21 protein-coding genes are annotated in these 24,642 nt (G+C 41.9%); 18 read left to right on the forward strand and 3 right to left on the reverse strand.

Annotation, left to right across the window (positions count from 1 at the left end):
• The first annotated feature begins 49 nt into the window (after positions 1-49).
• Positions 50-1,204 (forward strand): helix-turn-helix transcriptional regulator, encoded by a 1,155-nt coding sequence (locus G563_RS0112880; RefSeq protein ID WP_028665674.1) that lies wholly within the window; start codon positions 50-52, stop codon positions 1,202-1,204.
• A 22-nt stretch (positions 1,205-1,226) separates the two neighbouring features.
• Positions 1,227-1,679, forward strand: a complete 453-nt coding sequence (locus tag G563_RS0112885; protein ID WP_051210951.1) for a GNAT family N-acetyltransferase — start codon at positions 1,227-1,229, stop codon at positions 1,677-1,679.
• On the opposite strand, the gene G563_RS0112890 is transcribed toward G563_RS0112885, so the two are convergent.
• On the reverse strand, positions 1,671-2,192 hold the full coding sequence (locus G563_RS0112890) for a DinB family protein (protein ID WP_028665676.1): 522 nt from the start codon (positions 2,190-2,192) through the stop codon (positions 1,671-1,673). The genes G563_RS0112885 and G563_RS0112890 overlap by 9 nt on opposite strands.
• Before the next feature lie 261 nt (positions 2,193-2,453).
• On the opposite strand from G563_RS0112890, the gene G563_RS0112895 reads away from it, so the two are divergent.
• From G563_RS0112895 to G563_RS0112945, 11 genes are all read left to right on the forward strand, one after another.
• Complete coding sequence (locus G563_RS0112895; RefSeq protein WP_028665677.1) at positions 2,454-5,909, forward strand: response regulator; 3,456 nt, start codon at positions 2,454-2,456, stop codon at positions 5,907-5,909.
• A gap of 2 nt (positions 5,910-5,911) precedes the next feature.
• Positions 5,912-6,739 carry a CheR family methyltransferase gene (locus tag G563_RS0112900; RefSeq protein WP_028665678.1) on the forward strand — a complete coding sequence of 276 codons (828 nt, stop codon included), beginning with the start codon at positions 5,912-5,914 and terminating at the stop codon, positions 6,737-6,739.
• Positions 6,740-6,749: 10 nt separating this feature from the next.
• On the forward strand, positions 6,750-7,331 hold the full coding sequence (locus G563_RS0112905; protein WP_028665679.1) for a chemotaxis protein CheB: 582 nt from the start codon (positions 6,750-6,752) through the stop codon (positions 7,329-7,331).
• Positions 7,332-7,337: 6 nt separating this feature from the next.
• Positions 7,338-8,441, forward strand: coding sequence for a sensor histidine kinase (locus G563_RS0112910; protein WP_028665680.1), 1,104 nt, complete (start codon positions 7,338-7,340; stop codon positions 8,439-8,441).
• A 549-nt stretch (positions 8,442-8,990) separates the two neighbouring features.
• Entirely contained in the window at positions 8,991-9,377 is a 387-nt protein-coding gene (locus G563_RS0112915; protein ID WP_028665681.1) for a response regulator, read from the forward strand.
• A gap of 15 nt (positions 9,378-9,392) precedes the next feature.
• Entirely contained in the window at positions 9,393-10,565 is a 1,173-nt protein-coding gene (locus G563_RS39150; RefSeq protein WP_028665682.1) for a sugar transferase, read from the forward strand.
• A complete protein-coding gene (locus G563_RS0112925) occupies positions 10,562-11,503 on the forward strand; it encodes a glycosyltransferase family 2 protein (RefSeq protein ID WP_028665683.1) in 942 nt (313 codons plus the stop codon). The genes G563_RS39150 and G563_RS0112925 overlap by 4 nt, the downstream gene beginning before the upstream one ends.
• A 17-nt stretch (positions 11,504-11,520) precedes the next feature.
• The gene (locus tag G563_RS0112930; protein ID WP_028665684.1) at positions 11,521-12,729 is read left to right on the forward strand and encodes a glycosyltransferase family 2 protein; all 1,209 of its coding nucleotides are present in this window, start codon (positions 11,521-11,523) and stop codon (positions 12,727-12,729) included.
• A gap of 55 nt (positions 12,730-12,784) precedes the next feature.
• Positions 12,785-13,657 carry an alpha-1,2-fucosyltransferase gene (locus G563_RS0112935; RefSeq protein WP_028665685.1) on the forward strand — a complete coding sequence of 291 codons (873 nt, stop codon included), beginning with the start codon at positions 12,785-12,787 and terminating at the stop codon, positions 13,655-13,657.
• 13 nt (positions 13,658-13,670) lie between these two features.
• Complete coding sequence (locus G563_RS34630) at positions 13,671-15,134, forward strand: O-antigen ligase family protein (protein WP_051210952.1); 1,464 nt, start codon at positions 13,671-13,673, stop codon at positions 15,132-15,134.
• The gene (locus G563_RS0112945) at positions 15,131-15,979 is read left to right on the forward strand and encodes a beta-1,6-N-acetylglucosaminyltransferase (protein WP_028665686.1); all 849 of its coding nucleotides are present in this window, start codon (positions 15,131-15,133) and stop codon (positions 15,977-15,979) included. Before G563_RS34630 ends, G563_RS0112945 begins: the two co-directional genes overlap by 4 nt.
• Positions 15,980-15,997: 18 nt before the next feature.
• Here G563_RS0112945 and G563_RS0112950 read toward each other — a convergent pair whose 3' ends face one another.
• Together G563_RS0112950 and G563_RS0112955 are read right to left on the reverse strand one after the other, a co-directional pair.
• Positions 15,998-16,624 (reverse strand): acyltransferase, encoded by a 627-nt coding sequence (locus G563_RS0112950; protein WP_028665687.1) that lies wholly within the window; start codon positions 16,622-16,624, stop codon positions 15,998-16,000.
• Between the two features lie 24 nt (positions 16,625-16,648).
• Complete coding sequence (locus tag G563_RS0112955) at positions 16,649-17,863, reverse strand: glycosyltransferase (RefSeq protein WP_028665688.1); 1,215 nt, start codon at positions 17,861-17,863, stop codon at positions 16,649-16,651.
• Positions 17,864-18,147: 284 nt separating this feature from the next.
• Here G563_RS0112955 and G563_RS0112960 point away from each other — a divergent pair, with 284 nt between their 5' ends.
• The 5 genes from G563_RS0112960 to G563_RS0112980 are packed head-to-tail and all read left to right on the forward strand — an operon-like array spanning position 18,148 to position 24,632.
• Positions 18,148-18,948, forward strand: a complete 801-nt coding sequence (locus tag G563_RS0112960) for a TolC family protein (protein ID WP_037326748.1) — start codon at positions 18,148-18,150, stop codon at positions 18,946-18,948.
• Positions 18,949-18,957: 9 nt separating this feature from the next.
• Entirely contained in the window at positions 18,958-21,159 is a 2,202-nt protein-coding gene (locus tag G563_RS0112965; protein WP_028665690.1) for a GumC family protein, read from the forward strand.
• Between the two features lie 18 nt (positions 21,160-21,177).
• Positions 21,178-22,614: an MOP flippase family protein gene (locus G563_RS0112970; RefSeq protein WP_028665691.1), complete on the forward strand. Its 1,437-nt coding sequence runs from the start codon at positions 21,178-21,180 to the stop codon at positions 22,612-22,614.
• Positions 22,615-22,624: 10 nt separating this feature from the next.
• A complete protein-coding gene (locus G563_RS0112975; protein WP_028665692.1) occupies positions 22,625-23,734 on the forward strand; it encodes an acyltransferase family protein in 1,110 nt (369 codons plus the stop codon).
• Positions 23,721-24,632: a glycosyltransferase family 2 protein gene (locus G563_RS0112980; protein ID WP_028665693.1), complete on the forward strand. Its 912-nt coding sequence runs from the start codon at positions 23,721-23,723 to the stop codon at positions 24,630-24,632. The genes G563_RS0112975 and G563_RS0112980 overlap by 14 nt, the downstream gene beginning before the upstream one ends.
• Positions 24,633-24,642: the final 10 nt, after the last annotated feature.

The raw sequence follows: 24,642 nt of genomic DNA on the forward strand, positions 1-24,642 counted from the left end.
TAAATTTGCTATTACAATTTCACCCTTCTTTTTTGAAATCCTTCCCATTATGGCTCCACGCATTGATATTTTTGCGATTGTGATTTTGTTGGGTGTCGTACAAGGCATCTTATTGGGAGGGCTTTTTCTCACGGGTACTAGAGCTGCTTCTGCGGCCAATCGTACTTTGGGGTGGATTATGTGGGCTTATTCGGCGGCTATTTTTGAGATATTTTTGTGCTATACCAACTATCAATTTCAGACGCTGTGGGCCGATAATTTTGCCGAACCCACCAACTTTCTATTGGCGGTATTGCCTTATTTTTTTGTGTATGCCCGCTTACATGGGCGATTGCCGAAGCACTGGCGATGGCACCTACTTCCGTTTGGGTTTTGGTGTCTCTACTCGATTTTTTGGCAATACCAGTCTTACGATTATAAATACAACTCTTATATTACGGCTTGGCATCCCGAACTGTCCTATCGGTCATTTACTTATTGGATTCACCCAGACCCTTTATATTTACGCGACCACGTCAATGACCTAACTCTCGTAAGTATCTTGATCTATATCGGGTTGAGTTTGAGAGAAGTATATTTTTCATTTACAAAAAATCAACTACCTTTTTTTACGAGGCAAATAGTAGTTCCCCTTACGCAAGTACGCAATTATGTTTTTCTTTTTTGCCTTTTTCCAATCGTCTTTGTAGGAGTCAAACTTAGCTTTCAGAAAGATTTGGGAGACTATTTACTGGGAAGCTTAGTGACTTTTTACATCTATGCTACAAGCTACCTTACTTTGAGTCATTCGGTGTTGTTTCAGGTAGAGAATACAGTTGAAAACCGAAAAAAATACGAAAAGTCTTCGTTGTCAGAGGATAGTAGTGAAGTGATTTTGCAAAAATTACAGACCTATCTCCAAACCCAAAAACCTTATCTCGAAAACGACCTGACACTGCCGAAACTGGCGCAGCGATTAGCCGTATCTCCGCATCATTTGTCGCAGGTACTCAACGACCGCCTTGGGCAAAGTTTTTTTGATCTGATGGCAAAGTGCCGGGTAGAAGAAGCCCAAAAACTGCTGACAGATGGGGCACATATGCATCTTAAAATTGACGAAATTGCGGAGCAAGTAGGGTATAATTCTACTTCGGCATTCCATACGGCTTTTAAGCGAATAACGGGCCAAACGCCTGCCCAATACCGCGCTAAATTCCTGAATTAAAGTTTCTCATTTCTTATCGTCTATGCAACTACGTTTGTTTGATTCACAGATATATCCGGTATTTCCTGAAGACTATCAGGAGATTGTAGAAGTATGGGAAGCCTCCGTGAGAGCTACGCATCATTTTTTGTTAGAATCAGATATTCAATATTTTAAGCCTTTGATTCTGAATGAGTTTTTGAAAGCCGTCACTTTGTTTTGTATCAAAGACAATAGCGGAGCGATAGTGGGCTTTATGGGATTGCATGAAGACAGCTTAGAAATGCTCTTTATACACCCTGATATGCGCGGAAAAGGTATTGGTAAACTACTGTTGCAGCGTGCCATTGGGCTTGGGATTCGCAAGGTAGATGTAAATGAGCAAAACCCTGACGCGCTCGGTTTTTACCAAAGTCAGGGTTTTGAAGTTGTCTCTCGCTCTCCACTCGACGGCTTGGGAAAACCCTACCCGATTCTACATTTGCAACTACCTTGATTGCGTTTTAACGATTGCTGCCGTGACTAGCAACTGCCCCAAGTGGCGTTGGCTATGCTCGGCTGCATGAAAGAGCAGCCCTATGACCGTAGAGGGAATTTGGGCACGACCTACACCCCTTACTTCGGTCAGTTGGGCTATATCAGTATGCTCAAGCTGGAGAAGTGCTTTCTCAATTTGATTACTAAATTTTTGGAATAAACGCTCAAAACTATCGGCTTCTATTTGGGGAGACCCTTCGGCCGCAAGCCACTGAAGCTGGACAGGAGAGAGTGCTTCGCCACGCGCATAGGTAAACAACCTATCCAAAACCCCTGTAAGGTGCTGTAAATGGAAACCAACGGATGCCATTCCTGCTGGGCGTTGCCAGAGGAGTTGGTTATCAAAATCATGCCCAAGAGCGGCGACTTCTTCGCGTGCTTGTAGCAAAGCATGGGCTACTGGTTGGAGTAGGGCGGGGATATTTGGTAGAGGGCCTCTAAGCCATACTTCAAGTTTTTGGGGTGTACTCATTAAAAAAATAAAATTGGTATTTATAGATGAAATAACAGTAAAAAATGAAGTTTTTGGGGTTTGTTGATAAAAATTAAAAATATACCAAAATTATGAGTTTATAAGATATGAAACTAGATTAATCGTTAAGTGTGAGGGCTTTGTACTTGTTTATAAGTTAGTTATATTTGGGTCAGAGCAACCACCCCCATTTTTATGATATTCAAATTGGTTCATTTTTTGCAATAGTACTTCCATATTTTAATAACTACTTTGGAATATATGAAAATTTCTTCGACCAACTGGCTTTATTTAGGTTCTATTATGATTATTACGCTAGGGGGGTTTGTGGGGTATACTTTTTATGATACCATCCAAATGCAGTTGGCCGAGGCAGCATGGAACAAAAGAAAACATGAGGCGATTAATCAAATTGTGACGCTTGAAAAACTTCTCGTAGACATGGAAACGGGGCAACGAGCCTATCGGAGTACCAACGAAAAAAAATACCTACTCCCATTTACGCTGGCTCAGTCTCATCTTAATCCAACCATCGAAAAACTCTCAGAGCTAGTCAGTGACAATGCCAAACAACTAAATCGCCTTTCTCAGATCGAAATAGTGATTTTGGCAATGCGAAATCTATGGAGTACGCAGCCACCTACTTTTGAACAGTATGATAGAAAGGTGGTGACGGAATTTGTGGAGAATGAAAAGAAACAGATGGATGACGTGCGACGTCTGCTCAAGCAGATGTATGATAATGAGCAAAGGCTGATTGTGACAAGAGATCAATACATAGTCACTCGTATCAATGACCTTACCAGAGATAGCATTTGGGCTACGGTTTTTTTATTCATTTTAGCTTTTGTTCTGACCTACTTTTACTATTTAGAATTCAGAAATAAAAGCGCTACTGAGCAGAAATTGCAGGATAATCTCCGTGAGCTTGAGGAATTAAACCAAATAAGTAAGGATAGAAATTGGTATCTGAAAGGCCTTACTGTGGTGAATGATGCACTTCAAAACGTGAATGAAATCGAAGAATTAGCCCAAAAAGTACTCAAAGCTCTTACTTCGTATTTAGAACTGCCCGCTGGTGCGTTTTACTGCTACCATGCCGAAACCAAACAACTCGTTTTGAGTGGTTCAAGTGCGCTTTCGCCACAAGCTCCTTACTTTTGTGAAATAGGAGAGGGGATTGTGGGGCAAGCCGCCAAAGAACGGGAGTTGGTGAGTGTCAGAGCTATTCCAGAATCCTATTGGACTATCAAATCGGCTAGTGGTGAAAAAAAACCCGGAGAGATTCATTGTATCCCATTGTGGTTTGGGAAAGAGCTTAAAGGAGTAATAGAATTAGTTTCTTTTTTTGCTTTAAGTGAGAATCAGCTCAATTTGCTAAAAAATACCGCAAAAGACATTGCCGCTGCCTTGAATTCTATTCAATCGCACTTGCAGATTGTTAATTTGTTGGAGCAAGTTCAGTACCAAAAAAGTGTTTTGGAAAACCAACAAGATGAGCTACGTCAAACCAACGAAGAGCTGTCGCTTCAAGCAGAGCGCCTGCAAGCTTCTGAAGAAGAATTGAGAGTGCAAGAAGAAGAACTCCGCCACATCAATACGGAGCTAGAAGAAAAAAATGAAGCCGTAGAAGTAGCTCGGCAGGCTTTGGCCTTGAAAGCCAAAGAACTCGAAATTACGAGTAAGTATAAGTCAGAGTTTTTGGCTAATATGTCGCACGAGTTGCGAACGCCATTGAATAGTGTTTTGATTTTGGCTAACTTATTAAAAGAAAATAAAAACAACAATTTGACCGATAAACAGCTTGAGTATGCCAAGGTAATTCATAAATCTGGGTCTGATTTGCTCAACCTTATCAATGATATATTAGACTTGTCGAAAATAGAAGCTGGAAAAATTGAGTTTCAGTACGAACAAGTACCGCTACAGGGTATTGTAGAAGATATTAAACAGTTGTTTCTGGTGGTAGCAGAAGAAAAATCGGTTCAAATGATTACCAAAGTAGATGAAAATTTGCCGAAAAGTATTTTTACCGATAAACAGCGTTTACAGCAAATTATCCAAAACCTGCTTTCCAACGCCTTTAAATTTACCCCCAAAGGCGGACAAGTACATTTGACTTTTGAGCTGACAAATGCTTCCCACGCGCATCTGGAAAGCCCTCTCAACAAGACCCAAAGACAAATATCTATATCTGTTTCGGATACCGGAATCGGTATTCCTGAAGACAAGCAACAGCTTATCTTTGAGGCATTTCAACAAGCAGACGGTGCTACCAACCGTAAATATGGAGGTACGGGTCTTGGGCTTTCGATTATCAAAGAATTAGTAAAGCGCATGGGTGGGGAGATTAGACTACAAAGTGAGATTTCTAAAGGAAGCAAATTTTCGGTGTTTTTACCCTTAGATTCTTTTGAGCCACCAGTCACCTTGGCAGTGCCCATCCAACCCATTGAAGAGAAAAAAATCGAAGAAATCGCTCTTTCTAAAGAAATCATTTCGCAGACTACTATCACCGATGACCGGAACAACCTTAAAAATGGGGACCAAATCATGCTTATTATTGAGGATGACCCAGTGTTTGCTAATATCGTGCAGGACTTTGCTAGAACCAAAAACTATAAGACTATTGTGGCTCTACAAGGAGATGAAGGGCTCATGTATGCAAAAAAATACAATCCTTCGGCCATTATTCTTGACTTACACCTTCCCGTAGTGGATGGATGGAATATTTTGCATTGGCTCAAAAACAATGAAGCCCTCAAAAATATTCCAGTCCATGTGATTTCGGGAGCTGAAGATACTCGGGTGTCTATTGGAGGGGCATTGGCCTATATCCAAAAACCAGTCAAAGTACAAGATTTAGAAAAAGTATTTAGCCTTTTGGGGGCGCAGTTAGAGTTGGACCTCAAAAATGTTTTGATTCTATCGGATGAGCAACGTCATCAAGGTGACTTGCTGGGCAAAGAAATAGAGGCTCGTTATAGTGATTTGAAAAGCGACTTCGTAAAAAGTAATTCGGAAGCAATCGACAAAATGAATCAGTTGGATTATGATTGCTTGATTGTTGATATGCGCAAAAATCTCCAAAAAGGGATTGAAAATTTAAAAGAACTACAAGCTGTCAAACATCCGAAATCCCTACCCGTAATCGTGTATATAGCCGAAGACCTTAGCCCTGCTACTGACCGTCAATTGCACCGCTTGGCCAATGTAGTGATTCGAGAGTCGGCGCAGTCAATGGAACGATTGATGGATGAGTTAGAATTGTTTATTTATAAAGTCAAAGAAGTAGAGGCCAAAAAACTGCCTGTATCTTTGACGGCTCTTAACAATACTGGACTCAAAGGAAAAAAAGTGTTGCTTGTCGACGACGATATGCGCAATGTCTTTGCGTTGAGTACGTTGCTCGAAGAGCAGGAAGCAAACATAGTCACCGCCGATAATGGCCGAGAAGCCCTTGAGATGCTCAAACAAAACCCTGATACGGATTTAGTTTTGATGGATATCATGATGCCCGAAATGGATGGCTATGAGGCCATCCGCCGTATAAGACACGATTTGAAACTTGGAGCCTTGCCGATTATTGCTCTGACGGCCAAGGCGATGCCCGACGACAAAGAAAAAGTAATGCAAGCAGGAGCGTCTGATTATATCACGAAGCCCATCGATACCGGGCAATTATTCTCTTTAATGCGTGTTTGGTTGTCAAAATAGGTATGGATACAGAGTATCGACTTACAGAGGTAGAATTAGAAGAAATCATTCAGCTCATCTTACAAAAGTATGGCTATGATTTCAGAAACTACGCACGTACTTCGCTTACTAGGCGTATTGCAAGATGCATGAATATCGCCAATCTGAAAACCCTCTATGAATTGAAGTATAATTTGATAAATGAATCTTCCTTTTTTACTTGGTTTTTGGAGACGTTGACGGTCAACGTTACAGAAATGTTTCGAGACCCTTTGTTTTACAAAGACTTACGCGAAAAAGTCTTACCCGCTTTGGCGTCTTATCCTATCATCAAAATTTGGCATGCTGGCTGTGCTACTGGCGAAGAGGTGTTTTCGATGAGTATTTTACTACATGAAGCAGGGCTTCTTAACCGGGCCAAACTCTACGCTACCGATCTCAACCCCGCCAATTTGGAGCGTGCAAGGAAGGGGATTATCTCGATGGAACAAATCAAAGATTATACCCTCAATTATATCCAATCAGGAGGAAAAAACGATTTTTCGACCTATTATACGGCTCATTATCAGTCGGCTATTATTAGAAAAGAGTTTCGTTCTAATATTCTTTTTGCACAACATAATTTGGCCGTAGACCAAGTTTTTAACGAATTTCAATTAATTTGTTGCCGCAACGTAATGATTTACTTTAATCGGGAGTTACAAAACCATGTCTTCAGGCTATTTTACAATAGCTTATCCCCCAAAGGATACTTAGCAATTGGAATCAAAGAATCGTTATTATTTACGGACGTAAAGGAGCAGTTTGAATCAGTAAGTGCGGCCGCTCGTATCTATCGGCGAAAAAATTAAATTTGGAAAGATGCAAAAACAAGACATAAAGATGGTGGTCATTGGAGGATCTGCGGGGAGTTTGCCCGTAGTAATGTCTTTACTAGAGGCACTTCCAGAGACTTTCTCTTTTACGGTAGTGATTGTGATTCATCGTTCAAAAAATGTGCTCAGCGAAATGGACAAACTTTTGTCGCACATACGAAATGTCCCAAATGTACATGAACCCGACGACAAAGAGCCTATCTTAGCGCACAGGGTTTATTTAGCTCCCCAAAACTATCATTTGCTTATCGAAACCAATAAAACCTTTAGTCTTGATTATTCCGAACCTATTTCTTTTAGTAGGCCGTCGATTGATGTTACTTTTGAAAGTGTAGCTCAGGTGTATGCGCAGCAGACGGTTGGTATTTTATTAAGTGGTGCCAATACCGACGGTACTAAGGGGGTTTCGGAGGTTATCAGACATGGTGGCATAGGAATCGTCCAAGATCCCAATACCGCCGAATACCCCGTTATGCCTCATGCCGCTTTGCTACAAAATCAAGCGGCACTTTGTTTGCCAACCTCCCACATAACGACGTTTTTGAAACAACTTAACGATAACATATAAGTACACATGCCACATACTTTACGGGAATTCAAAATTCTTTTGGTTGATGATAGAGAAGAAAACCTTCTTGCGTTAGAAGAAATGTTGGCAGATGATAATCGCACTTTCTTAAAAGCCAATTCGGGAAATGAAGCTCTGAAATATACCCTCAAACACAACAATATTGGCCTTATCATGCTTGATGTACAGATGCCTGGCATGGATGGGTTTGAAGTGGCACGTATCCTAAAAACCAACCCTAAAACCAAAAATATCTCTATTATTTTCGTGACAGCCATCAACAAGGAAGAACATTACATTCTGAAAGGATTTGATGAAGGTGCGGTGGATTATCTCCAAAAACCCCTTGATGTAAATGTCACAAAAGCGAAAGTCAAGGTTTTTCAGCGTCTTTACTATTATCAACAAGAGCTCAAAAGTACCGCAAACGAACTAGAGAGAATTAACAAACAGCTCGAAAAATTTACCTCCATTGTAGCACACGACCTCAAATCACCGTTGACGGGTATTATCGGCGCACTTTCGTTATTGGAGATGGACGATGACGAAATGCTCTCCGCAGATGAGCGCCATGAGTATATCTCTCATACCAAAGAAGCTGCAATGTACCTCTCCAATATGATCAATTCTCTGCTTGATTACTCTCGCAAAAGCATGGAGCAGCAGGTGATTGAAGAAGTAGATGTACAAGAGCTAGTAGAGCAAGTGGTACATTCGATGTTTTTGCCGGCTCATATCAACGTTAGATACTCGCAGCAACTACCCACTCTCTTTACTAAAAAAGTAAAGCTGCAACAAATTTTTCAGAACCTAATTAGCAATGCTTTTAAATACAACGATAAACCTGAGGGGTACATAGAGATTGGCTACTTGGAGAAAGAAGATTACTATGAGTTTTATGTAAAAGACAATGGCATGGGCATTCCGGCGGATGACCAAGAAGCCATTTTTAAATTTTATCGTACCTCTGTCAACAATTCTTTTGCCGATAGTAGTACCGGACTGGGGCTATCGATTCTCAAAATACTCGTCGAAGAGCAAGGCGGAAATATCTGGGTAGATTCTACACTGGGTGAGGGAAGTACGTTTTATTTCCAATGGAGGAAGTAATCAAGTAAAAGATTGTATTATATAGGGAGAGCTTTGTAAAAAGGTATAATCGGTGTGTTTTGGTATATATTTTTTTTGTGTACTAGTGCGGATATGAAGCAAAGAGAGTATATTTGTTTGTAAAAGATAGGTATAATTATTGCTATAATAATAAATACTAAAGCTTTATTAGGATATTTATCATTTAAAGAAAAAAGTAAGGATGTGTTCAACCATTGTCGCTGAATTTGGTGTGGCAGGTAACCAAAAAGGAACGAAAGGCGTCTATATAGCAAATAATTTAGCTTCTAGCCAGTCTGTAATCTATGAATAAAAGTATTGGGTGAGCATTCTATAAACTTGTTTAATGAACATATAAAATTACATACCACACCTTTTCAGGACTTAAAAACAAATGTGCCTGAAAACTACATTCATAAGTACCAATTACTAGTTCAAATCCCTACTCTTCAACATTTTTAATCATTTGAGCTCATTTAAGCATGGGCTTGATGAAGTATGTATGTTAACCATAAAACTCAAAAGACTATATTAAAAATTTACTAAAATATGGCAAACCGGTATCACGTTTTGATTGTTGAAGATGACGCTTTTATCCGAAAAGTGTTGCGCCATTCCTTGAAAGATGACTTTGAAGTAACTACCCATATCAACGGCATTGAAGCTATGGGCTGGCTTGAAGAAGGCAACCCTGTAGATATAATTCTGACAGATTTGCAAATGCCCTATATGAACGGCGAAGATTTGATTCGGACGATTCGGGCTAGTCCTACCTTTCGTCATTTACCTATTATGATTTTGTCAACATTTGATGATAGCAACACCCGTATCAAATGCCTAGAACTAGGGGCTGATGACTATATGACAAAGCCCTTTAACCCCTTAGAAGTCAGGGCAAAAGTAATGGCAGTAATGCGCCGTGCCAAACAACTTTAATGAGAAGAGAATCAAATGCAAACCGATACCCACCGCAAGGTTGTTTTTCGAGTTGTATATGTCGAAAATGACCCGCAGCTCATCGCTACTTTTACCAAAGATTTTGCAGATATGGTTGAAATAACCCTCCAGCAAAATCAAATAGATGCATTAGAATATCTTGAGAAAGGAAATTTGGCGGATTTGGTGGTAGTCAATGATTCTATAGGCTACAACCATATCTTAGAGGGAATTGATTATCACGAATATATGAAGCATTTGGCGGTGATTGTATTCAGTACTGTCAACGAATCTACGTTCAACAATCAAGCCTTAAAAAAACATATTATTGATGTTTTTAGTATTCCCTATCCTACTGAAGCACTAAAAATAAGGCTTCAGTATCTGATCCAGAAAAAAGAATACAAAGAGTCAAAAAAAATCCCGTATACGCATTCGTCGATTCGGATGCCCGTAGGTAAGCGGGCTTTCGATATAGTGGTATCTTTTACGGCTTTGCTGTTTTTGTCACCGCTACTGCTGATAGTAGCGATATTGGTCAAGCTCGACTCCAAAGGCCCTATCTTTTATGGTTCTAAAAGGGTCGGAATGGGCTACAAGATGTTTAATATGTACAAATTTCGTACGATGCGTACAGGAGCCGATAAGCTTATTTCGAGCATGAGCTCACTCAATTTGTACAATACCGCCACTCCTGAAGCTGACACCGAAGATTACTTGTGTGAGTCCTGCCGGATAGCGGGTACTGAATGCCAACGCCCTTTGTTTTTGGACAACGAACAAGTCTGCGAAGATGTATATCACAAGCGGCAGAAGGCCAAAGCCACTTTCATGAAATTTAAGGAAGACCCGCGAGTCACTAGGCTGGGTAAGATATTAAGAAATACGAGTATCGACGAATTGCCCCAATTGTTCAACATCCTCATTGGCGATATGTCGTTTGTGGGCAATCGCCCCTTGCCTCCCTATGAAGCCGAAAAACTAACCGCCACAGGCTATGCACGGCGCTTTGCGGCTCCTGCGGGTTTGACGGGCCTTTGGCAAGTTACCAAAAGAGGCAAAGCAAAAGTGTCTGATATAGAGCGTATTCAGCTAGATGTTTTGTATGCAAAAAAATACTCTTTCACTACCGACTTGGTCATTATGTTGAAAACGGTCAAAGCATTGTTTCAAAAAGAAAATGTATGAGTCGCTTACCTTTTGTCTCTTTTATTACGATCAATTACAACCAAGCTGCCGTGACTTGTCAGATGCTTGATTCGACACGCCTGCTTACGTATCGCAATTTTGAGGTGATTGTAGTAGACAATGCCTCCGCAGAAGACCCCACCCCTCTGATAGCCCAAGGAAACTATGAAGGAGTGCGGGTGATTTTGAGTGACAAAAATCTAGGGTTTTCGGGCGGCAATAATTTAGGAATCAAAGCGGCAAAAGGTGATTATTATTTTTTCTTAAACAACGATACCGTAGTGACGCCCGATTTGTTGGAGCAGCTCCTACAACCTTTTGAGAAAGACCCTACGGTGGGAGTCGTTTGCCCCAAAATTCGTTTTTTTGATCACCCAAACGTGATTCAATACGCTGGGTATCTTCCTTTGAGCAAATACACGGGGCGTACTTGGGCGATTGGTCTAAAAGAACAAGATCAGGGGCAGTATGATGTATCTGGCCCTACGCCTTTTGCGCACGGAGCTGCCATGATGGTAAAAAAAGAAGTATTGGCAAAAACAGGCACTTGGGAGGAGAGTTACTTTTTGTATTATGAAGAACTTGACTGGTCGGCACGTATAAGACGGGCGGGCTTTCAAATATACTATCAAGCTCAAGCTTTGATTTATCATAAAGAATCAATGAGTGTGGGAAAAGCCAATCCCATGAAAGTATATTATCATATACGAAACCGACTGTGGTTTATGCGGCGCAATACCCAAGGGTGGCCACTTTTTGTGTTTTGTGGGTATTATTTTCTCCTTGCTGTTCCCAAAGCCTTTGTGGTGCATTTACTTAAAAGGGAATGGCCTTATTTGAAAGCCATCAAAGAGGCTATTAAGTGGAATTGGCAGCATCATATCAAAGCTAATGGTAGCATAGACCCTCCTGTCGAACTTATTCCTTACCGAGTTTAATCCCTCTTTTTTCGACGATGATAGAATTTTTATTTATTCTTGGATTGGCGCTGGTTGTGTATACTTACCTTGGGTATGGAATAGTGGTGTGGGTGATGATTGCGATAAAAGGGCGCAGGAAGCCTTACTACTCTGAAGACTATCTGCCTGAGGTGACATTGGCGGTGCCTGCTTACAACGAACTTTCGTGCTTGCCCGACAAAATCCAAAATTCTCTTGCGCAAGAATATCCAAAAGACAAAATCCGCTTTCTTTTTGTAACAGAAGGCTCCAACGACGGTTCGGAGCAATGGATTGAGGCGCATTACAAAGGAGTGGTAGAAGTACTTGGGGGCAGCGAGCGCCGTGGAAAAGTAGCGGCCATGAACAACGCCATGCAGTATGTTCATACGCCTATCGTGATTTTTACGGATGCCAATACCCACCTCAATCGTCTTGCCGTCAGAAATATAGTGAGGCATTTTTCTGACCCTAAAGTGGGGGCAGTAGCTGGCGAAAAACGTATTCAGACTGCTGATAGTGAGTCGGCGGCGGGAGCGGGCGAAGGTCTATATTGGAAATACGAATCCCAACTCAAACGCTGGGATGCCGAGCTACATACCATAGTGGGAGCGGCAGGGGAGTTGTTTGCGCTTCGTACCGAGCTTTATGAACCCGTCGAAACCGACACCATTCTGGACGATTTTATAATTTCATTGCGCATAGCTGGACAGGGATACCGAGTGGCTTACGAGCCTGATGCGTATGCTTTAGAGGCTCCTTCCTATTCGATTTTGGACGAACAAAAACGGAAAATTCGGATTGCGGCTGGCGGTTTTCAGTCGATTGTACGTCTTAAACATTTGCTGAATCCCTTCCGGTATGGGGTGCTTACTTTTGAATACGTATCGCATCGAGTGTTTCGGTGGGCGGTGGCGCCTTTATGTTTACCCCTCATTTTTTTGACTAATGCGTGGTTGGCTTGGAAATCTTATCCTCCTATGGACGCGATTTCGTATGCTTGGACGGTGATGTTTCTATTGCAGTGTTTGTTTTATGGAGCAGCATGGGTAGGGTATCAGCTTGAGCAGCGTCAACTGCGGTGGAAACTCCTTTTTGTGCCGTTTTACTTTACCTTCATGAATGTATGTGCGCTGGCGGGATTGGTACGATACTTGCGAGGGAAACAATCAGGAGCTTGGGAAAAAGTAAGACGAGCAGAGGGCGTAACCTTGAAAAAATCGTAATAACACAGGCTGCTGCTTCACAATAGCTGCGCCATTAGCATGTACTTTTATCCTTATGATTTTTGGACGAATCACCCACGGTCTTGGCAATCAGCTTTTTCAGTACGCACTAGCGCGTAATCTAGCCCTGCGTCTTGGTACTCAGGTATATGTGGATTTGAGCTATTATAAATACACCTATCCCAACGATACGCCGAGGGTATGTAAGCTTCAAAATTTTAATATTGACTACAAAACCCTCAACGGCTCTCCGCTTGAATATGTGTCTAAGGCTACCAAGTTGTTTCCAAATCGGACGCTAAAACCTTTCTTTGAATTTGTGAAGGAGTCTGGTTTCAACTTTCACCCTGAAGTGCTGCAAGCGAAGTCTTCGGTTATCATTTTGGAGGGATTTTGGCAGTCTGAAAAATATTTTAAAGAAAACGCCATCACCATCAAAAAAGACTTCACCTTCAAAAAGAGCTTTAGTCCTCAGTTTGATTTTTACAAAAATGAAATCCTAAAAACGCCCAACCCTATTTCTATTCACATTCGTCGGGGAGATTATGTAAACAATGTAGAGTCAAGTCAGACTTTTGGGTTTATTGGGGACGGCTATTATCAACAAGCCGTCAACGTGATTCAAAATCAATTTTCTGATTTTCGTCTCTTTGTTTTTAGTGATGATAAAGAGTGGACTAAAGAAAATTTCAAAGTAGGAAAGGATACTGTATACATCGACAATCCAGGGGATGACGGAGATATTGACGACTTGCACTTGATGAGTTTGTGTAAACATCATGTCATTGCCAATAGCTCGTTTAGTTGGTGGGGGGCATGGCTGAGTAGTTTAGATAACAAATTGGTGATTGCCCCTAAAAACTGGTTTAAGAATAAGCCAGAAATGAACACAAAAGACTTGATACCAGACAATTGGATGAAAATATAGCTGCTTATCACTCATGCTCAATCTGCTCTCCTCCATACCCTATTCACCACAAGGCAAGCGCTGGCTTTATGGCCTAGTAGGTCTTGGGAGTGCGGCATTTGGGGGGATATTGATTGCCAAATTGGGAATGACGGGGGTTGTATTTTCGGCCTTAATCCCGATAGGGCTGATTGTGGTAGGGGCCATTTTTCGCAATCCCAAACTTGGGCTTCTCACCTACATTCAGTTGAGTTATTTGGTCAATGCTTTAGCGCGTTTTTTGCCTTTTAGTTTGCCTTACGGGCTTATTATCGATGGAGTGCTGGGGCTTACCTTATTTAGTTTGGTGGTCAATGCCAAGAGCTTCAAGTGGGAGCGGATACAACATCCTGCTTTTTACTTGATTTTGATGTGGTTTGTTTACAACGTACTCGAAATCGCCAATCCTGAGTCACCATATCGAGCGGCTTGGTTTTATCACGCGCGGCAGTTTTCTATCCATTGGATTATGGTATGTTGTATCATTTTGGTGATTGATATTACTCGCAAAGATATTGTCAACTTGCTCAAAACTTGGATGATATGGTCGATTTTTGCGGCACTCTGGGCGTTTAAGCAGCAGTACATCAGCCTGACCAATGCCGAGATAGAATGGCTTAATGCGGGTGGTGCCAAAACGCATATCTTGTTTGGGCATTTGAGGAGTTTTTCTTTTTATACCGATGCTTCTCAGTTTGGGGCCGAAATGGCCGGTTTGACGCTTGTGTGTCTTATTTTTATGTTTGAAGAAAAGACTTGGAAAGCAAAAATCCCCTATCTCATTTTGGCTTTTTTCTACTTTTGGGGCTTCGCGGTATCGGGTACAAGGAGTGCGCTTTTCATCATGTTGGCGGGCTATCCTTTCTATTTGTTTATCAAGCGCGATTTCAATAAAATCTTGCTGGGTATGTGCGTAGCTATTCCGATGATGGTGATTCTGCTTTTTACAAATATCGGTAATACCAACTACCAAATTTACCGGATTCGTACTGCTTTGAGACCCATGGAAGACCCTTCTTTTTTGCTTCGTCTCGAAAACCAACAAAAACTCTCTAACTACTTACGGCATTTGCCTTTTGGGGCTGGAATTGGCTCGGCAGGAGATACCGGCGCACGTTTTTCGCCGCATCATTTTGCTTCTCAGACCCCACCTGACAGCTGGTTTGTGCAAGTTTGGATTGAGACGGGAGTAGTGGGTTTGTATGTGTATATCGGTATGCTATTAGGACTCATCGCGGTAGGGGTACATCGTATATGGAACCTAAAAGACCCCTGGCTTATCAAAGTCATGTGTGCATTGTTGGCGGAGTTTGTAGGTGTGGTGGTGATGGGCTATTCCAATCCTGTGATGGGGCAGTTTCCTACTAGCTCATTTATTTTTATTACTTCGATTTTATTTACTTCAAGCGAACGCTGGGATCCGGCGTTTGGGTTGATGTCAAAAAAGAGCAAAAGATGAAAGTAGCGCATTTGATATTGGTTCATACCCAGCCTCATCAGCTCAATCGATTGATAGGAAGTCTACTTCATCCTGAAGCCGATTTTTATATACACCTCGACAAAAAAGCGGACATAAAAGCGTTTGAGGAGGCAATCACCCACCCTTCTGTCGTATTTGTCACCAAAAGAGTAGATGTACGCTGGGGGGCTTATAGTATGGTACAGGCTACCCTCAACGGTTTTGAAGAAATATTGGCCTCAAACATCCCTTATGGCTATGTCAATTTGTTGAGTGGGCAGGATTACCCTTTGCAGTCGCCGGAGACAATTCATCGGTTTTTGGCAAGCAATCCACTTCAACAATACATGGAGTTTAGGGAGGTAGAAAACGACTGGCAAGAGGCAATTCCACGGATTAAAAAATACCATTTGGTGAATTTTAATATCCCCGGAAAATTTAAGCTTGAGGCTCTTATCAATACTATTCTTCCACCACGTCTGCTGCCTCAAGGAATGGTGGCGGTGGGGCGCTCCCAATGGTTTACGATTACTTTAGAGGCGGTTCGTTTTATCATAACCTATCTCAAAGAACATCCCCGTTTGGTGCGTTTTTTTAAGTTTACTTGGGGGGTAGATGAAATTATTTTTCAAACTATTTTGTACAATTCTCCTTTCAATGCCACTCTTGTCAACGACAACCTAAGGTATATCGACTGGTCAGAAGGGAAGAGTAGCCCCAAAACATTGACCCTAAAGGATAAAGAAGTACTGAAAAGTTCGACGAAGTTTTTTGCCCGTAAATTCAACGAAGCCACGGACGCTTCTATATTGGATTGGTTGGATGAGAAAATCAAACAAGACTAACAGATTTACAGATATTTTTTATGAACGATTGCTTACTTTTTCCCACTGACCATTGGTGGAATTGTATTGTTTGAGGAGACGGGCGGGATTGCCGCCTACTACTGAGTAAGGAGGTACGTTTTTGGTGACAACGCTCCCGCCCGCTACTACCGAATGCTTGCCTATGGTGACACCTGCCGTAATTACGGCATTGGCTCCAATCCAGCATTCATCTTCGATGACGATAGGACGTGTAGTAACGGGCTGACGGTGAATAGCCACAGATATATCCTCGTAAGAGTGATTAAGACCCGAAAACACGACGTGTTGGGCAATGATCACATCATTGCCAATATGGACGGGTCCAATCACTACCGACCCGATACCCACCGTAGAGTGAGAGCCGATGTGTACATCGCCGACGCCGTTGTTGACTACGCAAAAAGACTCCACTGTACTATGAGCACCAAGACTAAAGGCATTGAAGGGCAATACATCGAGCCTTACTTTGGATCTGACAACGGAAGAAGAATGACGCTTGTGAATAAAGGGATTGACAAACCAACTTACCCATAACCGAGGCCGGGCCTGATTAGTTGGAATCAACAACCAGTGAATGAGACGTTTGAGGGCAGGACGCTGGTCGACATAACTTTTGAGACTCATACAATCAAGGATTATAAGGGCTAACTAAATGGCTTTGGTGGAAATAGTGCTAATGGCTTTGATGAGGTCACCTACCGAATTTTCCCAAGTGTGCTGATGGGCAAAGGCAATGCGCTCCTGGCTACTTGAGAGTTCTTGACCAGCAAGTGCAAGGGCGATTTGTTTGGCAAATTGCTGTGGAGTTTCGGCCAAGTAGACGTGTTCTTTGAAAAGTGACATGGTATCGGTTTTGACGGCAATGACGGGTTTACCCATGGCCAAATATTCATCAATTTTACGGGGATAGTTGCCAATCGTAACCTCGTTGAGGAGCTGAGGATTGATGAGTACATTCATTCCTGCCAAATAAGCAGGGATTTCTTTGGGGGTTTTGGAACCTAAAAAATGCACATTAGAAAAAGCCTTGAGCTGGTCAGTAGGAAAAGAATCATCAGGAGAACCGATAAGTACAATCTGCCATTTTGGATGGTTTTGTGCAATGGTTTGAAGCAGCCCACCATCAAGCCGCAAGCCCGTAAGTGCTCCTGCATAGCCGATGCGAGGCGTAGGAATCGCCGCCAAATCTTCGGGGATTACCTCGTTTTTTTGGGGGTTGAAAAGCGATAAATCACATCCTTGCCCTACATAAACGGAGTTGGGATTGTAACGAGCTGCTTGCTTGGCGAGATAGAAGGAGTTGCTTGCTACCAAGTCCACTTTCTTCATGAGCAAAGGTTCTAAGCGAGCTCCGTGGCGACGCCAAAAATCGACGGCCAAGAAATTGTCCCTCAAATAATATACCGATACGCTAGGTTTGAGAAGTTCTTTCATATAAAACCCTTGAAGCATATCGTTGTCGTTGAGCAGTATAAACGACTCCCAACCAAGGCTCGAAATAGCGCCTTTGATTTCTTTGGCGAGGCGCTTGCTATTGAGGTAGTTGAGGCGGTCGTAGAGAGGGCCATCTGGAAGCCAATTGACGGAGGCTAGCAACGATTGTGGACTTAAGACCCACAAATTGGGCTTATCTTCGATGAGATTTTGACCTTGGTGCTGGGCTATGAACTCTTTCCGTTGTTGAAATCGGCCTGATTTTTGAGATATAAAAATAGACCAATCCAGCGGGTCGTTGACGAAAAGGACTCGATGCGATTCCGACAAAACATGAGCCATGTCTCGGATATTGCTGCCTAGGTTTTTTTCTTCCCAAGTTTGGCGGGAAGTAATGACAAAGTTGAGTTTTGGGAGGGTTGGTTGCATACTAAACAAAACGTCGATAGATGTGTTTCATAGTGAAAAGAGGTAGGGCAGCACTAAATAGGAATAATTGAATAAAGATATTACTGATTATTTTGATATACAAGAAATATAATAGGAATATGATTAATAACTTTGTTTTTGTTTTAAGATACTGAAATTCAATGTGTTGTATTAATTTTTTGAGCGATAATATTAAGATTGTCTATGATCAAAAACTGCTTAAAATAAATATTTTAGTGTTTAAAATATACACTTCATAAATAAGAATAAAATAAGATATTTGGATGATAACAACTACGAAAAATTGGCAATATATTCGTGTTCAATATGTGTCCTTATTGTTTATTATGGTGTTTTGCGGTACACATACAGGGCACACACAGCAAAGCTCGGGTGGTTCGATGGCCGGACAACGCCCTGATTCTGTATATATTGACTTCAATAAAGACATTGCTCAGCAGTTATTGCCTTTTGAAGAAATATACCAATTAGCCATTGCTAACTCTCCTTCCATAAAATACGAGAAAGAGATTTCTACTGCTCAGAGTGCCGTTTATAAACTATCAAAAATGCAGATTTTGCAGTCGGGTGCTGGATTGGCGAGTTATTCTACGGGTAATCAAGCCATCCTTTCTACCGGGCCAGGGGCTCCGACGGATGCCATCGGGCAAATCGCCAATGGCTATCGACTAGGGGCCAATTTTCAGGTAAGTTTGTACGATATTTTTGGCCGTAAACAGCAGCTCAAACAATCCAAAGCCAATTATCAAGCCGCCCAGTATCGTAGAGAAGTGATTGAGTTACAGCTTAGAAGAGAGTTGATTGATTTGTACCAAGACCTTATCACTACCCAACAACTCTTGCGGATTCGGTTTCAGGACGAAAAACTGGCGCTTTCGTCTATGCAGTTGGCAGAAATAGAATTTCAGCAGCGTAAGATTGACTTGACCGCCGTGTCTACCATCAACAACCTCTACTATTCGTCTAAGTCTGCTACCGAACAAGTAAGAGGGACATTTTTAAAGTTTTTGTATAATCTCGAAGCCATGGTAGGTGTACCTATCTACTCACTTAAACGTAAATAGGAAGCAGGTATGTCGTATCATTTATTCATAAGATTCTTAAAAGACCACATCATTTGGTTTATAGTATTGCCGATTGTGACGGCAGCTACGGTGTATTATTTTACCCGAAAAGAGCGCAAAGAGTATACCGTTCAGGCGACTATTTACACGGGATTAGGGTCTGGATATAATTTGAAATCTGTCAATAGCTCGGGGTCTTTTGACTACTCAGGTGTGACCAATGCCTTTGACAATCTCTTGACTACGCTCAATTCGTCCGAAACCATGCTACAGGTCGGGATAAGTTTGTTGACAGACCACCTAAAACTCACAAAACCTGATACTTTGATATTGGGTGCCAAGGGTTTTGAGAAGCTTCATCAAGCCATTCCGGCTCCTCTTGCCAATCACCTTGCCCGGCAAGCTGATGCAGTACGCTATGCCCAAATCGACAGTATGGGGAGGTCGGAAGCTTATAATCCCATTAAAGCTTTACTGGCCAAAGGAGACATGTACTATTCGGGGGAGTATATCTCTAAAAAGCTGAGAGCCAACCGCAAAAACTCAAGCGATATGCTCGAAATGGAATATGAGTCGGACGACCCTGCGGTGACTATTCAGACCCTAGATTTTGTGATAGCAATCTTGAACCAACGCTACATTTCTCTTAAAAGCTCAGATACCAACCCTGTGATTGGGTATTATGAACAAAAAACCAATGAAGCCAAGCGCAGATTGGATGCCGCAGAGTCTAAGTTGAGGGCATTCAATGTAGATCATGAATTGCTGAGTTATGATGAAGAATCGAAAAATATTGCTTTTTCACGCGAAAATTTTGTCAATGAGTATAATCTTGAATTGATGAAAAATAGAGCTACGAAAGCTTCTATTGATGAACTTTCAAAGCGAATGAGTCAGCGTGGCAACTTGCTGGTTATCAATAGCGAACTTGTAAAAAAACAAGCCGAACTCGCTGACGCCCAAGGAGAACTAGTAGGTGCTCAAACGAGCAGAAGCAATAGCGAAATAGTGCGAATTGAAGCCAAAATCAGAAAAATCACCGACGAAATGAAAGTGATAGCTCAAAAATACTATGCGGCGGGTGATTCGCCAGAGTCGATTCCGTCAAATAAATTGATTGAAGATTGGCTGGCTAAAGTGCTTGAATATGCCGAATCCAATGCACGTTTGGAAGTATACAAACAACGTCTCAACGAATATCAAAACAAAATAACGGAGCTAAGTCCTTTGGGAACAGAACTCCGACAGCTCAATCGTGAGCTAGAGGTAGCAGAGAAAGAATACTTGGCCTTGACCCAAAGCCTCAACGAAGCCCAAGTGCATCGTCAGGATATTTCGCTTGACAAACCGCTCAAGGTAGTGGACCCTCCCAAATATCCTTACACGGCAAAACCTACCAAAAGATTAATTTTTATTGCGGCTGGTTTCGGGATTGGCCTGTTTTTTGCTTTGATGCTGACCGTCATTAGATTTTTGCTCGACAGTCGTCTCGACTCCCCCGAACACGCCGAAGTGCGCATTGGCCAATCGGTCACAATTGTATTCCCAAAAGTCAAAAAATTCTCGATTGGCACTAAAGAAAGTAGAGCCGCTATCAGCATGTTTGAGCAGCTTAGCAATGCCATCAATATCGATATTGTACAAGCAACTTCCAAGCAACCGCCCCCGATTATTACGCTTTTTAGCATGCGTTCTAAGCAAGGCAAAACGTGGGTAGCTCATGGGGTAGCGCGCCTCTATGCCGAAACAGGCCAAAAAATAGCCTATTTCTATCCTCGAATTACCAAAAACGACCTGCCCTTTGAGTTGGGGGGCGTTACGTTTTATCCCTTTGAGATACGTCCTGAATTCATGAATGTGAGGGACTTAAATGAATTGTTGCCCAAAAATCAAGAATATAATCCTTTTTATTTCGACAAAATCTTGCTAGAGTTACCAGCTCTTATCAGTAGCCCTCTTCCGGTGTATTTGCTTCATAAAAGTCATGTCGCGATTTTAGTGGCTGATGCCAATAGCGGCTGGGGACGCCGTGAAAGACAATTGATGGCATTGTACAACAAAATTGCGTCGTCGTCCCTAATTACGGTTTTAAATCGCGTAGAAAGCGATTATATTGATGCTCCAAGTAGGAGTGAAGCGGAGCAGATATTGGTCCAACCAGAGCTTTTACTAAAACATCAACGAAAACTTCCTTCTGCTTCTGAAGGATAAAACTCTATTTTTTGAGGCATGAGCAATACCAAAAAGGCTATTCAGGGCGGTAAATGGATTACCATTTCGACCGTTGTATCTACTGTGTTTCAGTTTGTGCAGGTATCTATTCTGGCTCGTTTGCTTGATCCCGCAGTGTTTGGGGTAGTAAGTGTGAGTACGTTGCTCATCAATTTCTTTTATATTTTTAGTAATCTAGGTTTCTCTAATTCAATCATTTACAAACAAGAAACCGACCAAAAAGTACTATCGACCTTGTATTTTTTGAGCCTAATGATGGGCTTTGTCATTTTTGTGTTGGTGTACTTGAGTGCCCCGTTGGTCATTGCGTATTATAAAGAACCCCGTCTCGACAAAGTAATCAAATTGGCTTCGCTTTATTTTTTGATTATATATTTTGGACAAATCTATTTGTTTTTACTGCAAAAAGAGCTGAGATTCAGGGATATAGCTATTATGGAGATTGCGGGAGCCGCCATAGGGATGTGTGTGGCCATTGGGCTTGCTTATCAAGGTTTTGAAGAATTGTCGCTGATTTATGGGCAGCTTTCGATGCACGTGGTGCGTACGATTCTGCAAATTGCTTTTGGAATTCGGCTGTTTTTTCCGTCGCTATATTTCAATATTGATTTGATAAAAGAACACCTCCGCTTTGGTCTTTATAATGTAGGCGACGGTTTTTTGGGCTTTGTACAAGGCAATTCTGACAATATCGTAGTAGGGGGGCTATTAGGGGTAAAGTCACTGGGGTATTATACCATTGCATCGCAGTTGGCGATATTTCCGATTACAAAACTCAACCCCATCATTTTGCAAGTGGCGTATCCGCTTTTGGCCAAAATGAAGGAGGACGACAACGAACTTCGTAAAGCTTATATCAAGATTTTGGATTTGATAAGCTATCTCAATATGCCACTTTTGGCGGGGCTTTTTATCACGGCAAGTAGTGTAGTGCCGCTGTTGTATGGGCCAGGCTGGGAGCCTACTTTGCCTTTGATTCAAATATTCGTATTCCAAAGTTTGTGTAGTTGTTTGGCTAATCCACTTTTCACGATTGCCTTTACCAAAGGAAAACCCAACTTGCTATTTTATCTAAATCTAGTGACGCTCATCATCAAGATTCCGTTGTTGTATTGGTTTGGGTCATACTGGGAAGTGACGGGTATCGCGTTGGCCTTTTTGACTTCTACTTTTATCAACTTGGTACTTAATTTTATGATTGCAAAGTGGTTGATTGGATCCTTCTATCAAGCATTCTTTGCTAATTTTGTCAAGCCTGCCCTGTTTTGTTTGTTGATGGTATTGAGCGTTTATCTCTATCAGCAATTTGTTGGCAATGAGGGGGTTATTCATACTTTTGTGCAGATTGCGATTGGCGGGGCGGTGTTTGTAGCACTCACACTCAAATATAAAATGTCATTGCCCGAAATTTTGGCAATGAGAAAATCTATCTAACCCCATCCTGATGAAACATCGATTCCTGATTTTGGATATTTTCAGGGGTATTTTTGCCTCTATGGTGGTGCTATTCCACTTGTCGCCATTTGCAGAAACGCCCTTGCTCAACAACGATTTTGTCGATAATTCCGACATGTTTGTTGATTTTTTCTTCGTTTTGAGTGGGTTTGTGATTAGTTACAATTATCAGTCTATCGCTACGGGTGAGCAAGTGACTGATTTTCTTCGAAAAAGATTACGTCGGATTTACCCTTTACATTTGTTGATGCTGTTAGCTTTTGTGGTAGTCGAAATTTCTAAGGGTTATTTGGCTTCTTATGTTCATGTCAATCAACCTACCAATCCAAACAATAACGTATTTACTTTTTTTACTTCTTTGTTTTTGCTCAACTCAGTCAAGATGCCGGGTGTTACCGACGTAAGTTGGAATATTCCAAGTTGGTCCATCAGTGCCGAAATGCTTGCTTATATTGTGTTTGGACTTGGCATGTTACTCTTAGCAAAGACCAAACTTGGGCGTTACAAAGGTTTCTTTTATGGTAGTATCGCCCTGCTTTCTTTTGGTGGGTTAGCGGTTATTACTCAGGGTTTTGTGCTCAACTATAGCTTCGACTACGGTTTTTTGAGAGGAATCATTGGTTTTTTTGTGGGAGGGTTGTGTTATGAGTTGTTTCGGTATATTCATTCGGTGGGAAGTCAGTGGAAATCTTCGGTTTTTGACTTGGCCGAAATCCTAATGTTGATACTCATTGGCCTGATGATTTACTACGGAGCGGCCTTAAAAGAAGTAGGGTTTGTGTACGAAATCTTGTTTTTTGTGGCTATTTTGGTTTTTTCTTTCGAAAAGGGCTGGGTGTCGCGCTTATTCAAAAAATCTACTTTTTTGGAGAAAGTTGGGACCTATAGTTATTCGATTTATATGACACATTCGCTGCTAATTAGTATATTTAACATTCTATTTATAAGAATCCTGAAATTTCCCCCTTCGGCGTATTGGTATTTGGTTTTTGCCAACTATTATTTGATATATAAAGTATCGGAGTGGACTTACAAAAACATTGAAATGCGATTCAAGGGCGGGCATAAGAAGATATCTATCAAGCATGTCAGCGAATAAGAAATTTTTGCCGCACTGGCTTACAAAGCATTTGTTTGCTTACGACCCTGCACATTTGCCGCTCGATAAGGTGGCGGAATTACATCGAAAATTGGCGCGGTTTCGGGTCGATACGCCAGAGGTTTCGATTGTGATACCCGCTTACAACGAAGAAGCCAATCTGCTCAATATGTTGTCATCGTTGGCGGAGCAAGAAATCACACGACCCACCGAGCTTTTGGTCGTCAACAACAATTCTGTAGACCGAACCCAAGAAATCTTAGATGCTTGTGGGGTGAGGTCGATTATCGAACGCAAACCGGGCGTAGCCCATGCCCGACAAGCAGGATTAATGGCAGCGCGTGGCAAAATCATGGCCAATGCCGACTCTGATTGCTTATATCCTTCGGGTTGGCTTGAGGCACTCACGGCTCCCCTCCAACAGCCTCAGGTAGCTTGTACGTATGGATTGTATTCATTTTTGCCAAGCGAAAAATCTTCCCGGATATCGCTGTTTTTTTACGAAAAAGCCGCCCACCTTATCAATTCTGTCCGCAACCGACACCGTGCTTATCTCAATGTATACGGTTTTAACTTTGCTTTTCGGCGCGCCGATGCGTTGGCGGTAGGTGGTTTTGAGGTGGACTCGGGCCGCGAAGGTTCGGTAGCTGAGTTGATTGCGGCGGGAGCGCCGCCTCCACCGTCTGGAAGATGTGAGGATGGTCTCATGGCTTTGGCTTTGCTCAATGAAGGAAAAGGGAAAATATGGCGAGTCACTAGCATCAATGCCAGAGCCTGGACAAGCGACCGCCGACTCGTAGCCGAGGGAAGTCTAGTAAAGGCTTTTACCAAAAGGGTATGGCATTCGGTTCGTGATTTAGGGTTTTATTTATCACCTTCTCAAAAAACACCATCTTGAAGTGATACCA

Origin of the sequence: Runella zeae DSM 19591, assembly GCF_000423565.1 — a bacterium.
Lineage (GTDB): Bacteria > Bacteroidota > Bacteroidia > Cytophagales > Spirosomataceae > Runella > Runella zeae.

What these genes read in the sequence shown, in the direction of transcription:
- G563_RS0112925 (WP_028665683.1), top strand. Translation starts at nt 10,562, where the DNA reads ATGAGTCGCTTACCTTTTGTCTCTTTTATTACGATCAATTACAACCAA.
- G563_RS0112930 (WP_028665684.1), top strand. Translation starts at nt 11,521, where the DNA reads ATGATAGAATTTTTATTTATTCTTGGATTGGCGCTGGTTGTGTATACT.
- G563_RS0112980 (WP_028665693.1), top strand. Translation starts at nt 23,721, where the DNA reads ATGTCAGCGAATAAGAAATTTTTGCCGCACTGGCTTACAAAGCATTTG.
- G563_RS0112975 (WP_028665692.1), top strand. Translation starts at nt 22,625, where the DNA reads ATGAAACATCGATTCCTGATTTTGGATATTTTCAGGGGTATTTTTGCC.
- G563_RS0112890 (WP_028665676.1), bottom strand. Translation starts at nt 2,192, where the DNA reads ATGAGTACACCCCAAAAACTTGAAGTATGGCTTAGAGGCCCTCTACCA.
- G563_RS0112910 (WP_028665680.1), top strand. Translation starts at nt 7,338, where the DNA reads ATGCCACATACTTTACGGGAATTCAAAATTCTTTTGGTTGATGATAGA.
- G563_RS0112895 (WP_028665677.1), top strand. Translation starts at nt 2,454, where the DNA reads ATGAAAATTTCTTCGACCAACTGGCTTTATTTAGGTTCTATTATGATT.
- G563_RS0112935 (WP_028665685.1), top strand. Translation starts at nt 12,785, where the DNA reads ATGATTTTTGGACGAATCACCCACGGTCTTGGCAATCAGCTTTTTCAG.
- G563_RS0112955 (WP_028665688.1), bottom strand. Translation starts at nt 17,863, where the DNA reads ATGCAACCAACCCTCCCAAAACTCAACTTTGTCATTACTTCCCGCCAA.
- G563_RS0112905 (WP_028665679.1), top strand. Translation starts at nt 6,750, where the DNA reads ATGCAAAAACAAGACATAAAGATGGTGGTCATTGGAGGATCTGCGGGG.
- G563_RS0112945 (WP_028665686.1), top strand. Translation starts at nt 15,131, where the DNA reads ATGAAAGTAGCGCATTTGATATTGGTTCATACCCAGCCTCATCAGCTC.
- G563_RS0112915 (WP_028665681.1), top strand. Translation starts at nt 8,991, where the DNA reads ATGGCAAACCGGTATCACGTTTTGATTGTTGAAGATGACGCTTTTATC.
- G563_RS39150 (WP_028665682.1), top strand. Translation starts at nt 9,393, where the DNA reads ATGCAAACCGATACCCACCGCAAGGTTGTTTTTCGAGTTGTATATGTC.
- G563_RS0112900 (WP_028665678.1), top strand. Translation starts at nt 5,912, where the DNA reads ATGGATACAGAGTATCGACTTACAGAGGTAGAATTAGAAGAAATCATT.
- G563_RS0112950 (WP_028665687.1), bottom strand. Translation starts at nt 16,624, where the DNA reads ATGAGTCTCAAAAGTTATGTCGACCAGCGTCCTGCCCTCAAACGTCTC.
- G563_RS34630 (WP_051210952.1), top strand. Translation starts at nt 13,671, where the DNA reads ATGCTCAATCTGCTCTCCTCCATACCCTATTCACCACAAGGCAAGCGC.
- G563_RS0112970 (WP_028665691.1), top strand. Translation starts at nt 21,178, where the DNA reads ATGAGCAATACCAAAAAGGCTATTCAGGGCGGTAAATGGATTACCATT.
- G563_RS0112885 (WP_051210951.1), top strand. Translation starts at nt 1,227, where the DNA reads ATGCAACTACGTTTGTTTGATTCACAGATATATCCGGTATTTCCTGAA.
- G563_RS0112960 (WP_037326748.1), top strand. Translation starts at nt 18,148, where the DNA reads ATGATAACAACTACGAAAAATTGGCAATATATTCGTGTTCAATATGTG.
- G563_RS0112880 (WP_028665674.1), top strand. Translation starts at nt 50, where the DNA reads ATGGCTCCACGCATTGATATTTTTGCGATTGTGATTTTGTTGGGTGTC.
- G563_RS0112965 (WP_028665690.1), top strand. Translation starts at nt 18,958, where the DNA reads ATGTCGTATCATTTATTCATAAGATTCTTAAAAGACCACATCATTTGG.